This window comes from Carnobacterium sp. ISL-102 (assembly GCF_018612935.1).
GTDB classification, from domain to species: Bacteria; Bacillota; Bacilli; order Lactobacillales; family Carnobacteriaceae; genus Carnobacterium_B; species Carnobacterium_B alterfunditum.
In genome coordinates this window covers 1-13,150 of record NZ_JAGGRF010000039.1, presented here as the reverse complement: position 1 = coordinate 13,150, position 13,150 = coordinate 1, and the positions used below count along the sequence as shown (strand labels likewise).

12 protein-coding genes and 1 tRNA gene are annotated in these 13,150 nt (G+C 34.5%); 10 read left to right on the top strand and 3 right to left on the bottom strand.

Features of this window, described 5'->3' with window-relative positions:
- The first annotated feature begins 107 nt into the window (after positions 1 to 107).
- From J7E16_RS10315 to J7E16_RS10305, 3 genes are all read left to right on the top strand, one after another.
- A complete protein-coding gene (locus tag J7E16_RS10315) occupies positions 108 to 1,400 on the top strand; it encodes an adenylosuccinate synthase (protein ID WP_214891466.1) in 1,293 nt (430 codons plus the stop codon).
- Between the two features lie 142 nt (positions 1,401 to 1,542).
- Positions 1,543 to 1,615 (top strand) — tRNA-Lys (locus tag J7E16_RS10310).
- Between the two features lie 419 nt (positions 1,616 to 2,034).
- Positions 2,035 to 2,847, top strand: coding sequence for a ZIP family metal transporter (locus tag J7E16_RS10305; protein WP_214891495.1), 813 nt, complete (start codon positions 2,035 to 2,037; stop codon positions 2,845 to 2,847).
- Positions 2,848 to 2,921: 74 nt separating this feature from the next.
- On the opposite strand, the gene J7E16_RS10300 is transcribed toward J7E16_RS10305, so the two are convergent.
- Entirely contained in the window at positions 2,922 to 3,131 is a 210-nt protein-coding gene (locus J7E16_RS10300) for a DUF378 domain-containing protein (RefSeq protein ID WP_214891465.1), read from the bottom strand.
- Between the two features lie 216 nt (positions 3,132 to 3,347).
- Here J7E16_RS10300 and J7E16_RS10295 point away from each other — a divergent pair, with 216 nt between their 5' ends.
- Positions 3,348 to 4,829: an alpha-amylase gene (locus tag J7E16_RS10295; RefSeq protein WP_214891463.1), complete on the top strand. Its 1,482-nt coding sequence runs from the start codon at positions 3,348 to 3,350 to the stop codon at positions 4,827 to 4,829.
- A 98-nt stretch (positions 4,830 to 4,927) separates the two neighbouring features.
- Here J7E16_RS10295 and J7E16_RS10290 read toward each other — a convergent pair whose 3' ends face one another.
- Positions 4,928 to 5,311 carry a YtxH domain-containing protein gene (locus tag J7E16_RS10290; RefSeq protein WP_214891461.1) on the bottom strand — a complete coding sequence of 128 codons (384 nt, stop codon included), beginning with the start codon at positions 5,309 to 5,311 and terminating at the stop codon, positions 4,928 to 4,930.
- Between the two features lie 32 nt (positions 5,312 to 5,343).
- Positions 5,344 to 5,799 (bottom strand): DUF948 domain-containing protein, encoded by a 456-nt coding sequence (locus tag J7E16_RS10285; RefSeq protein ID WP_214891459.1) that lies wholly within the window; start codon positions 5,797 to 5,799, stop codon positions 5,344 to 5,346.
- Between the two features lie 343 nt (positions 5,800 to 6,142).
- Here J7E16_RS10285 and J7E16_RS10280 point away from each other — a divergent pair, with 343 nt between their 5' ends.
- From J7E16_RS10280 to J7E16_RS10255, 6 genes are all read left to right on the top strand, one after another.
- Positions 6,143 to 6,661 (top strand): PTS sugar transporter subunit IIA, encoded by a 519-nt coding sequence (locus J7E16_RS10280; RefSeq protein WP_214891457.1) that lies wholly within the window; start codon positions 6,143 to 6,145, stop codon positions 6,659 to 6,661.
- A 198-nt stretch (positions 6,662 to 6,859) separates the two neighbouring features.
- A complete protein-coding gene (yycF, locus tag J7E16_RS10275) occupies positions 6,860 to 7,567 on the top strand; it encodes a response regulator YycF (protein WP_214891455.1) in 708 nt (235 codons plus the stop codon).
- A 6-nt stretch (positions 7,568 to 7,573) separates the two neighbouring features.
- Positions 7,574 to 9,418: a cell wall metabolism sensor histidine kinase WalK gene (gene walK, locus J7E16_RS10270; RefSeq protein WP_214891453.1), complete on the top strand. Its 1,845-nt coding sequence runs from the start codon at positions 7,574 to 7,576 to the stop codon at positions 9,416 to 9,418.
- Positions 9,415 to 10,719: a YycH family regulatory protein gene (locus J7E16_RS10265; RefSeq protein ID WP_214891451.1), complete on the top strand. Its 1,305-nt coding sequence runs from the start codon at positions 9,415 to 9,417 to the stop codon at positions 10,717 to 10,719. The genes walK and J7E16_RS10265 overlap by 4 nt, the downstream gene beginning before the upstream one ends.
- Before the next feature lies 1 nt (position 10,720).
- Positions 10,721 to 11,578 carry a two-component system regulatory protein YycI gene (locus J7E16_RS10260; protein ID WP_034547108.1) on the top strand — a complete coding sequence of 286 codons (858 nt, stop codon included), beginning with the start codon at positions 10,721 to 10,723 and terminating at the stop codon, positions 11,576 to 11,578.
- 447 nt (positions 11,579 to 12,025) lie between these two features.
- The gene (locus J7E16_RS10255; protein WP_251006165.1) at positions 12,026 to 12,838 is read left to right on the top strand and encodes an MBL fold metallo-hydrolase; all 813 of its coding nucleotides are present in this window, start codon (positions 12,026 to 12,028) and stop codon (positions 12,836 to 12,838) included.
- Positions 12,839 to 13,150: the final 312 nt, after the last annotated feature.

The window sequence follows — 13,150 nt, the reverse complement described above, 5'->3', positions numbered from 1 at the left end:
TTTTAGTTAAAATAAAATGAAATATTCGTTTATTTGTTGAAACAATAAACATTTACTGATAGAATTAATAAGTATTTGGGTAAAAAAAAAAGTAATGAGGTGTTCATGTGTCTTCAGTAGTAGTAGTAGGTACACAGTGGGGCGATGAAGGAAAAGGTAAGATCACAGATTTTTTAAGTGAAAATGCTGAAGTAATTGCACGTTACCAAGGTGGCGATAATGCCGGACATACGATTCAATTTGATGGTGAAACGTATAAATTACATTTAATTCCATCGGGTATTTTTTATAAAGACAAAATCAGTGTCATTGGAAATGGTGTTGTCGTAAATCCTAAAGCGCTTATTAAAGAGTTAGCTTATTTAAATGAAAGAGGAATAACAACAGATAATTTGCGTATATCTGATCGAGCACATGTTATTTTACCGTATCATATTCAATTAGATCAATTGCAAGAAGATTCTAAAGGCGATCAAAAAATCGGAACAACAATCAAAGGTATTGGCCCAGCTTACATGGATAAAGCGGCTCGTATTGGTATCCGAATGGCTGACCTATTAGATAAAGATATTTTTGAAGAACGTTTACGTATCAATCTAGAAGAAAAAAATCGTAGTTTTGTAAAAATGTATGATTCTACAGCAATTGAATTTGAAGATATTTTTGAAGAATATTACCAATATGGACAACAAATCAAACAGTATGTTTGCGATACTTCAGTAGTCTTAAACGATGCTTTAGACGATGGCAAACGTGTATTATTTGAAGGGGCTCAAGGGGTTATGTTGGATATTGACCAAGGTACATATCCATTTGTTACTTCTTCTAACCCAGTGGCTGGTGGAGTGACCATCGGCAGTGGTGTTGGTCCTTCAAAAATCGATAAAGTAGTCGGAGTATGTAAAGCTTACACTTCACGTGTGGGAGATGGTCCATTCCCAACTGAATTATTTGATGAAGTAGGACAACGAATCCGTGATATTGGTCGTGAATACGGTACAACTACTGGACGTCCGCGTCGTATTGGTTGGTTTGATACTGTAGTGATGCGTCATTCAAAACGAGTATCTGGTATTACGAATCTTTCTTTGAATTCAATCGACGTTTTAAGTGGATTAGAAACGGTTAAAATTTGTACTGCTTACGAACGTAATGGAGAAGAAATTCTGTATTACCCAGCAAGCTTAAAAGAGTTAGCTGAATGTACGCCAATCTATGAAGAATTACCAGGTTGGAGCGAAGATATCACAGCATGCCGTACTTTAGCAGAGCTTCCTGAAAATGCAAGGAATTATGTACACCGTATTTCTGAATTAGTCGGCGTCCGTATTTCAACATTCTCAGTTGGACCTGACCGTGAACAAACAAATATTTTAGAAAGTGTTTGGGCACAAATTTAATAACTGATCGATTAACCAAACAAAAGATTTCCTTTTGTTTGGTTAATTTTTTTTGCATGATAAGCTTTAGAAGAACAATATACTTTTTAATTTTTCACATAAAAGTATAAAAATGTGTTAAAATGTACCTTGTAAGAAAAAAGGGGTGTTAGCTCAGTTGGTAGAGCAGCTGACTCTTAATCAGCGGGTCGAGGGTTCGAGCCCCCCACATCCCATTGGGTGCCAAACCCACGAGACGGACAAATGTTGGTGCGAAAGCATTTTGAAAACATTTGTTGCGTCTCTTTTTTTTTTGGAATACGGCTTAGTTAAAAATCAACGATCAACACCTTAAATAAAATGAAAAATCTAGATGGGACCTACAGTTTACAGCCCAGCATTGCAGTAGTCTGCTTGATCAGCAGTTGTAAAATAAAATTTTTATTAGATTAAAATACAACTTATGTCAGTATAGATATTATTTTTTTATTGACTAGTTACCTAAACATAAGTAATGGAAACGTTCAATAAATGATATAAAATAAAAAAAATTTTTTATTTGCTAAATATAGCAATCATCAGCAGTTTGTAAAAAAAAGAGAAGAGCAGTAAACTAAAATACGAAGAATAAAATACATGAGGAGTGAAGTGATTGATTGATTTTTTTAGTTCATTAAGTCCGATAGTGCAAGCGCTGCTTGCATCGCTATTTACGTGGGGAATGACAGCTTTAGGAGCATCTTTAGTATTCACTACCAAGAAGGTCAACCAAAAATTAATGGATGGTATGCTTGGTTTTGCAGGTGGCGTAATGATTGCTGCCAGTTTTTGGTCGCTTTTAGCACCAGCTATCTCAATGGCTGAAAGCGGTCCGGTGCCAGGATGGGTGCCTGCTGCTGTTGGTTTCATGTTAGGCGGTATCTTTTTATGGAGTGCAGATAATGTCTTGCCCCATTTAAGCCCTAGTATGCCTCCATCAGAAGCTGAAGGTGTTAACCCTCAAAAAAGAAAACGCAGTACATTATTGGTTCTAGCGATTACAATGCATAATATACCTGAGGGTCTAGCTGTTGGGGTTGCCTTTGGGTCCGTTGCAACGGGTAATCCAGAAGCTTCGATCGCTGGAGCACTTGCTTTAGCGATTGGTATGGGAATTCAAAATTTCCCAGAAGGAACAGCTGTTGCGATGCCTTTAAGACGAGATGGCATGTCCAGGGCTAAAAGTTTCTACTACGGTCAACTTTCGGGAGTCGTTGAACCGATTGCTGCTGTATTAGGGGTGTTAGCTGTTACCGTAATGGAACCAATGCTTCCATATGCTTTAAGCTTTGCAGCTGGAGCCATGATCTTTGTTGTTGCCGAAGAAGTTATACCCGGTTCACAAGAAAATGGCAACAGAGATTTAGCTTCTATGTGGTTGATGATCGGTTTTACGATCATGATGATCTTAGATGTAGCTCTTGGTTAGAAAAATCAATTAAATACGAAAAAAAGGAACGCAACAATGAACTGTTGCGTTCCTTTTTATTTGGCATAGTAGTTTTAATTTCTGTGTTTTGAGGCTAACAAAGGGAAAAACTTCAAGGAATATAGGGCACATAGACCAACGACAATATAAACAATTTTTGCCAATAATGACGTTTGTCCACCAAAAAGTGTTGCAACAAGATCAAATTCAAAGAGTCCCACCAATAGCCAATTTAGACCTCCTACAATAAGCAATGCTAAAACAATACTGTCCAATGCTTTCATCTAGATAACCTCCTTTATTTGATAATATAACTATACTTGTTCCAGAATCAGTTGTCGATTAATGCGTTCTATAAAAGAGCTTTTTATTATTCTTTCTAAACGAAAGATGGTAAAATAATTTGAATCGCACTAAAAATCCAGATTTTAAAAAGTATAAAACTAGTCTGTTAAAAAATGATGAATGATAGTAGTTAGTTTTAGAAGGGATGAATAAGAATGTTTAAAAATGGGGTAATGATGCAGTATTTTGAATGGCATTTAGAAGATGATGGAAATCATTGGAAAAGATTAAAAGATGACGCAAAACACTTAAGCGAAATTGGAGTGACTAGTGTGTGGATCCCACCATGTTTTAAAGGTACAGGAACACAAGACAATGGATATGGCATCTATGATTTATACGATTTAGGAGAATTTGATCAAAAAGGGACTGTGCGTACGAAGTATGGCACCAAAGAAGAACTTATCGCAGCCATCGATGAGCTGCATAAATATGAGATACAAGTTTATGCTGACGTGGTTTTAAATCATAAAGCTGGTGCAGATAAAACGGAACGATTTAAAGTAATTGAAGTAGATCCAGATGATCGCAATCAACCGATCAGTGACCCCTATGAAATTGAAGGATGGACCGAGTTTACTTTTCCTGGTAGAAAAGGAAAATATTCTGATTTTCAGTGGCATTGGCATCATTTTTCTGGAACAGATTACAATCAAGAAAATGAAAAAAAAGCTATTTATCGTATTGAAGGTCAAAATAAAGGCTGGGCAGATAATGCAACTGTAGATGATGAATATGGGAATTACGACTACTTGATGTATGCTGATATCGATTATAGCCATCCTGATGTCATTAAAGAAATAAAAAAATGGGCAAATTGGTTCATTGAAGAAACAGGAGTAGATGGATTCAGGCTAGATGCAGTTAAACACATAAACGAAAAATTTATTTACGAGTTACGCGAAAGTATTGAAGCTAAATTTGGGAAACAGTTCTTTATTGTTGGAGAATACTGGGATCAAGAATATGCAAGTTTAAATAGTTATTTGGATAGTCAAGATTACAAGTTGGATTTATTTGATGTTGGTTTACATCATCAATTAGAACAAGCTTCAAAGCAGGGCAATGGATTTGATTTAAGACAATTATTTGACCGGACATTAATAAAAGAACATCCTATGCATGCGGTGACGTTTGTGGATAATCATGACTCACAACCGGATCAATCGCTTGAATCATTTTTAGAGCCATGGTTTAAACCTATAGCTTATGGCATCATCTTATTAATGGAAAAAGGCTACCCTGTTTTATTTTATGGTGATTATTATGGTATTAAAGGAGATGACCCAATCGAGCCCCAACGAGAAGTGATCGATAAATTATTGTATCTTAAAAAGAACTTTGCTTATGGAGTTCAAACGGATTATTTTGATCACGAAAATTGCATGGGTTGGACTCGTTCAGGAAATGAAGAGCATCCAAAAGGGTGTGCTGTAGTTATTTCAAATAGTGAAGCTGGATATAAAGATATGTTTGTAGGTAAAGAAAAAAGCGGACTTGTATACGAAGATTATCTGGGCAATTGTACAGAGGCGGTAACCATTGATGAAGCAGGTAATGGACATTTTATCGTTGAAGCAGGCTCTTTGTCAGTATGGGTCGAAAGAGAAGAACAAACGGTAAAATCAGCAGTATAAAGCAATCAGAGGTATACTTTTTGTAATAAGCTTTAGCATGATCGTTTGACGACAAAAAAATAGGATAGGGACAATTTGTCCCTATCCTATTTTTTTGTTTATAATTGTCCGCGTCTATCTTCAACAGATAAATCAGGAGCATCAGATAGATCTTCAACTACAGATATTGGTGGAACTTCTACCGTATCGGTAACTTCTAAGTCCTCAATTGTTTCAGAAGGTATGTTTAAATCGGCCGCAATATCTTCGATAGTAGCAGCTAATTCAGGATCAGTATAGCTGATCTCTTCTTCAACTTCTTTGTAGCTTTGTTTTACTTCTTCGGTAAAACTGTTTACTTGGTCCATTGCTTGATCTTTTAAATCGTTTGCTTGAATTTTTAGATCTTTGCGTAATTCTTTTCCCGATTTAGGAGCGAGTAGTAAAGCAGTAACTGCAGCAGCAGCGCCTACGAATAAAGTTCTAGTAAAGCTATTAGCCATAATGTAATTCCTCTTTTCTAAGTTGGTTTAATTTAGTTAAATGAAAAACGTTTTTTTGTTCTTTTTTTTCTGTTTTGGTACATATTTAAAGCTGTTTTTCCTACTTTGGTTATTCTAGGAGGAGTATCAGGTGCTTTTTTGTTCGAGCTAGAGAAAAATTGTGAAACGGCTTTAGTGCTATTTTGTTTTAAATCATTGATCGATTCTCCAAATGCAGCTGTTGTCTGAGTAAATTCAGAAAGATAAGTTTGTTTAACAGCTACATCTTTTGCCATGCCATCTACTTGAGTAGTCATGTGATCTACCGTACTTTTTATAGCATCTGCTTCTTTTGTGAAATGGTTTATTTGATCTTGAACAGTAGTTTGAGTTGAATTGATTTCTTTCATTAAACTTCCTACTTTTTTACCCATGAGTATCCCGACAGTAATCAAAGCAACTAAGGCCAAAACCATGATACCAATAGCTATGATAAATTCGATTGACATTTTAGCTTTTACGCTCCTTTCATTAAAATAGGTTTAACAAATAGGTTTAACTGAAAACGAAAGCAAGTAAATCACCTATTTAATTTATCAATGAATAATTCATTCATCTTTATTTTCTATAGAATACCATTAATAATAGGAATATCCAAATAAAATGAAATCGCATTATTATGAAAATTACAACAGCAGAAAAAAATTAGATTTAGATAAGCAACTAGAATTTTTGTTTTTTTATAAAAGATAGTCAAAAGGAGTAGAATCCGGTACAATTAAAGATAAAATAAAGAGTAGATGGATTTTGATGATTAATAAAAAAGAGTTAAACAATTGGAGGATTATTTGAATGAGCTTATCTTCAAGTCAAGAAGTACAAAAAGAAATAGTAGTGAAGAAAAAAGCACTATTGGTAGCCGTAACGGATGGCAGTATAATACCTATAGAAGAAGTACCTGATCTGGTTTTTTCTGAAAAAATGATAGGAGAAGGTTTTGCCATGATTCCGACTTCAGATGTAGTCTATGCCCCCATTGGTGGAAAATTGTTTCAAGTAGCCGATGCTTTACATGCATTTGAAATCCGTACAGAAGACGGATTAGAAGTTTTAGTTCATGTTGGGTTAGATACAGTAACGCTAAATGGAGCAGGCTTCAAAACCAATTTAAAAAAAGGCATGGTAGTAAAACAAGGAGAACCTTTAGTGAAATTTGATAAAGAATACCTTACCAGCAGAGGTTGTCGACTATTTATTCCTGTCGTCGTCATAAATGGGGGAAATGAAAATTATCGGTATGTTTTCAAACCAAATAACGAAGTCGAAGCTCAAGCCAGAAAAACGATTGCTTTAACGATTGAAGGATATTAAAAACCGCATCTGTATTTTTCTCTAAATTAAGAGACTATATCAAACCCTTAATGGTGTTTTTTGCACTCTCATCTTATGTTCGGTATAATGTAAGGTAGGACCGTGTGTCAATCTATAGTAAAATAGACTAAAAATCAAACTCAATTAAAAAGTTGGAGCAAGTTGATTTAAAAAAAGAAACTCTAAGGAGGTCTCATTTTGAAAAAAATATTGGTAGTTGATGATGAGAAACCAATTTCAGATATCGTCAAATTTAATTTAACAAAAGAAGGCTATGAAGTATTCACAGCATATGATGGAGAAGAAGCGTTAGAAAAAGTAGAAGAGGTCTTACCAGATCTTATTATTTTAGATTTAATGCTGCCAAAAAAAGATGGACTAGAAGTTTGTCGAGAAGTACGTAAAAATCATGATATGCCTATTATCATGGTCACAGCAAAAGATTCAGAAATTGATAAAGTTCTTGGATTAGAGCTAGGTGCTGATGACTATGTGACGAAACCGTTTTCAAATAGAGAGCTGACAGCACGTGTAAAAGCAAACTTAAGACGACATGATAATGCAAAAACGCTTGTTGTTGAAGAAGTTGAAACGAATGATATTGAAGTAGGAGCCTTGACGGTTCATCCAGATGCTTACATTGTTTCTAAAAGGGGAGCAACAATTGAACTAACGCACCGTGAATTTGAATTACTGCACTATTTAGCTAAACATTTAGGTCAAGTTATGACCAGAGAACATCTACTGCAGACTGTATGGGGCTATGATTACTTTGGTGACGTAAGGACAGTAGATGTAACGGTTAGAAGATTAAGAGAAAAAATAGAAGATAACCCCAGTCACCCAACATGGCTTGTTACAAGACGTGGAGTGGGCTACTATTTAAGAAATCCTGAACAGGAGTAATGTTTCATGAAGAAAAAAATCGCTTTTTTTCAATCCATTGATTTTAAGATAATTTTTGTTTTCATTGTTTTGCTATTAGTTGCATTAGAATTGATTGGAACTTATTTTGTTAGGCAATTAGAAACTCAATTGGTCACTAATTTCCAAGAAGAAAAAGGGCTTCAAGTTGGATTTTTAGATAACACGATCCAACCCATTTTGTTAGATGATGAAACAGCAAAAGACAGTCAAGAGATTTCAAAATTGATTGAAGATTTTTCTGGAAATGGTATTTTAGAAGTTCAGATCATAGATGCTCAACATTATGTATTAGGAACAAGTAATAGTACACAACAAAATATTGTTGGCAGTAAAACGAATGAAAAAGATGTCCATCAGGCTTTGTTACTGGGAAATACAGTTACAAGCCAATATAAAGACCAAGCGACCAACGACCGAATCTGGAAGTTGGTTTCTCCTATTATTGCAAGCGATGGGTCAAATGAAATACTTGGAGTAATAGCATTAACAACCAATATCGAGAGTGTCTATGAACAAATAAGTGAAATAACCCTTATTTTCCTTAATTCTTCTTTAGTAGCAGTAGCAATAACAGTTATTTTAGCGTTATTTATTTCCCGGGCAATAACAAAACCCATTACTGAAATGACGCAACAAACGATTCAGATGGCTGACGGAGATTACTCAGGACAAGTTAAAGTGTATAGCAAAGATGAATTAGGTGTTTTGTCTACTGCAATCAATGATCTGTCGACGAAAGTTGAAGAAGCACAAGAAACAACTGAATCTGAACGAAGACGTCTAAATAGTGTGTTGACTCATATGACAGATGGCGTTATAGCAACAGATCGAAGAGGGATCATTGTTATTATTAATGATAAAGCAATGGAAATGCTGAATATTTCCCAGGAAATGGCACTAGGTGTTTCAATCTTAAAAGTATTGAAAATAGATAAGGAATATACCTTGCGTAAATTACTGGAAAATGAAGATGTGATCTCATTAGACTTCTCAACTGAAGAGATGTTGGTTACTCTCAGAGGTGAATTCACCCTTATTCAAAGAGAAACTGGCTTTATTAGTGGTATCGTATGTGTGCTGCATGATGTAACGAAACAAGAGAAAATTGATAATGAACGGAAAGAATTTGTTTCTAATGTATCACATGAATTAAGAACACCTTTGACAAGTATGAGAAGTTATTTAGAAGCATTGCTAGATGGTGCTTGGAAAGATCCAGAAATTGCTCCACAATTTTTACAAGTAACACAAGAAGAGACTGATCGCATGATCCGTATGATCAAGGATCTATTAGATCTGTCACGTATGGATTCTAATAAAGAAACATTAGATTTAGAATACCTCAATGTAAATGAATTGTTTGATCATGTTATCAGACGCTTTGAAATGATGATAAAGTCTTCTGATAAGTCTAAGAAAAATTTTTCTATCAAAAGAGAATTTACGAAAAGTAAATTATGGGTAGAGGTCGATGCAGATAAAATGATCCAAGTTTTAGACAATATTATGAACAATGCTATTAAATATTCTCCAGATGGAGGAACGATTACATGTGGACTTAATGAAACAAATGATAGCGTGATCTTTAGCATAAGTGATGAAGGTCTTGGTATACCAAAACGAGATTTAGCAAATGTATTTGACCGTTTCTTTAGAGTCGATAAAGCGCGGGCCCGTTCTATGGGCGGAACCGGATTAGGTTTAGCAATATCTAAAGAAGTCGTTCAAAAACATAAAGGTAAAATATGGGTCGAAAGCACGGAAGGAAAAGGAACAACTTTTTATATCTCATTGCCTTATCTTCCGTATCAGGAGGATGATTGGGAATGAAAAAAAATGTGATTTTAAATATTTTTTTAGTATCTCTTATTACGTTGAGTCTTTTTTTAACTTTTATTATTTGGACTATGCCTAGTCAATTTAATGAAGAGACGAACACAAGTCAAGGAACGACCTCTTCTGTTTCAATTGAGCGAAAGGTATCTGAAGTATTTGGACCGGTTCAAATAGCGCTCCATAAAAATGAAGCGATAAATATCTTTACTCAAACTGATGTAGTAAATTCTTTGACTAAAGAAATGGCTAGTTGGAAAGTAGACACTTTAGATGAACCTATTGAATTAACCAATGAAGAATATAAAGAACGGTTAAGCGAATCCAATGCATTAGAGATGATTTTTGTAGAAAATATTTCTTTTGGTATATTTGCGGATAGATTTAATGATCTTGCAGGAGAGTATCAGGACCGTGCCTTTAATCGTATATTCTTTTTAGAAAATGACTCAAATCAAATATATTTTTACAATACGCATTCGAAATTGTTTTATAGCGAATCGATCGAAGGAATCAATCAGAAAAAGATAGATGAGGTATTGAGCGCTGATAGTGCTAAATCTTATTTGGCAACAGCTGTTCTTGAAGAAGGCGAGCAAATTTATACGTCAATAGAGGAAATTGAGTTGCCCTATTTAAGTTATTTGGTTGAGAGACAAGCAAATCAATTATTTATTGAACGTTTATTCGATGATACTTCAGAAGTTAGAGAAAATAGTGATAATACTGATAATATTGTTAGTTATAACGATTACGTCAGTGAATTACAAATCAACGAAGACACAGATATTTTAACTTATTATAGAAATCGGAACGCTGAAAATAAATTATCGATTACCGAAACCCTAAGATCAAGTTACAATCAAATGATCCAATACGAAAATTGGGCTTCTGCGGTCCATTATTTTGGCTATAATGATTCAACAAGAGAAGTCACTTATCGTCGTTATATTGAAGGATTTCCTGTATTCAGTGATGGCTCTGATTACGGAACTACACATATTACAGTTGTTGAAGATGGTTTATCACGATTACAAGTTCCTTTAGTCATTGCACAAACGCCGATTTCCGATGTTGAAGAACGAAAAACACTTCAGAGTGGAGCAAGTATCTTGGATGCTTTAGTAGAATATGGCTACGATAGTGCAGAAATTGATGATATAAAAGTTGGCTATACGTGGACAAATAGCACTGAATCAGACCGTGTCATCAATTTAGAACCTAACTGGTATGTCAATATTGACGGCACTTGGGAAATTGCACAGAGCCTGCTTCTAAATGAAGAAGGAGGCCAATAAGATGGATTTTAAACGGATTCAAATTATTTTTATTATTACTTTTCTTTTTTTAAATACATTTTTAATTTTCACGTATTTCGACAAAAATAAAAGTTATTATACTAGCAGTTCAAATCAAGAAATTGATTTTATTGAAGAAATGGAAAATGAGAATATTCAGTTACCAAATTTTTCGGAAATTGAAAATAAAGTTCCTTATGTTCAAGCTGAAACCAATAATTTACTGGAAGATAATGTTGATCAATTAAAAAATCGTTCTGGGACAGTCGAAGAAGATGGCTCGCTTTATAGTAGTTTGCTTTCTAATCCGTTGGCTTTATCAGAAGAGATGGAAATAACAGAGGAAGATATTAAATTATTAGATGAATTTGTAATAAGTGATCAAGTTTTATTTGGTAAAAATTACCGGTACTTTAGTTACAATTCAGCTGATCAAAAAATAAAGTATACCCAAATTGCGAATAATATCCCGATTGCAGATGGTACATCGGAGATCGTATTTCATTTAAATAATAAGAAACAGGTCATTTCCTATGACCAAACGTTTGCAGGTCCTGTTACGGTTCAAGGAGAAAGCCGAAAATTGATTACAGATAAAAATGCGGTTGAGATTTTATACCAAAATGATGAAATACCAGCAAGTGCGACGGTTAAAAAACCAGTATTAACTTATTCTAAAACGCTCTTGTTAGAAAAACTAAGTATGTATGCACCGGTATGGTATGTTGAAGTTACAAATAGTGGAACAATAGAGTATAAACGAGTAGATGCTCTCAGTGGCAGTATTATTCGCTCTAATATGAATGAAGAAGCAACTATTAAAGAAGCCGTTGTAGAAGAAGAGATAAAGACTAACTAGGACTTCTGATCATGTCAGCAACCAAAGAATTTTTTGTAGTTATGTTATAGTTAGACTCAAAGTAAGGCTCTAGGTCAAATGGTGTAGATGCTTCCAAATAAAATTTCTTCTGGAATAGACGTATTTGCTGGTGAAGCTATGGGAACGTCTGTAAGCCTGTAGTCTTACAGATTTTCAAGCTTCAAATAAACCGTAATCGCTGAAGCGTTAACGGTTTATAATTCTCATTGAATCCTATGCATAGCTACAAGCAACTCTATTCCTCCATAAATTTTGGGTGAGTAATTTAATTTATTTAGCAACACTAAAAATGATAGACCCTAAAGTAAGAGGTACAAGTGGCAGCTTGAAGTTAAACCTTTTACTTTGGGTCTTTTTGCGTTGTGAAAACTTGAATTTAAATAAGTTTGATGTAAAATGATAAAGGTAATAGAGGAGGATTTTCAAATGATATCCAAAGAAAACAACGGTTTAAAGGTCAGTATTCTTGCTAGTGGAAGTTCTGGAAATGTTACTTATATAGAATCTGAAAAAAAGAAACTATTAGTAGACAGTGGATTAAGTGGGAAAAAAATAACAGAATTATTAAAAAAAGTAGATCGCGATATTGCTGATTTAGATGGTATTTTAGTAACACATGAACACCGAGATCATGTCCATGGAGTTGGTGTGTTAGCTAGGAAATATCATTTAGATGTTTATGCAAATGAACAAACTTGGGAAGCTATGTCACCTATTATTGGTACGATCAAAACAGAACAAAAATACTTGTTTGAAATGGGCAAAACAATGACTATTGGGGATATAGATATTGAAAGCTTTGGCGTTTCACATGATGCGATCGCTCCTCAATTTTATAGTTTTCATAAGAATAATAAGCGTTTTGTGATGTTAACGGATACGGGCTATGTTAGTGATCGTATGAGAGGCATTGTTTCGAATGCAGATGCTTACCTATTTGAGAGCAACCATGATCTTGAGATGCTGCGTATGGGCAATTACCCATGGCATTTAAAGCAACGTATCTTGGGAGATAAGGGGCATCTTTCAAATGAAGATGGTGCATTAGCTTTAGCTGAAATTATAGGAGATGCTACTAAAAGAGTGTATTTGGGTCATTTAAGTAAAGATAATAATTTAAAAGAATTGGCTCATATGACTGCTGTGAGTATTTTAAAGGAAAAAGAAACTGGAGTAGAGGATAAATTTTTAGTACTTGATACTGATCCAGTTGCACCGACTTCTTTATTTGTTGTTTAATAAAAAATGGATCGCTCATGATTTTACTACATTCATGAGCGGTTCAATTTTTTTCTAATGCGTTAATGATCACTTAAAGAAAGTTTAGTGTTAAACTTATATAATAAATTATGGCGGATTTTATAATGAAGTTAGCCACCGCTAACTAAAAAAAACGCCACGTGAATTTCATGTTATATTGAAGTTACCACTAACTCTCAATAGACAAGGATGAATTCACATGACGCAAACTAAGAATAACATAGATTCACGTAAGGGAAAACACCTTTCTTATGCCGAACGCTGCCAAATCGAGGTTCTAAAAAAGGAAGC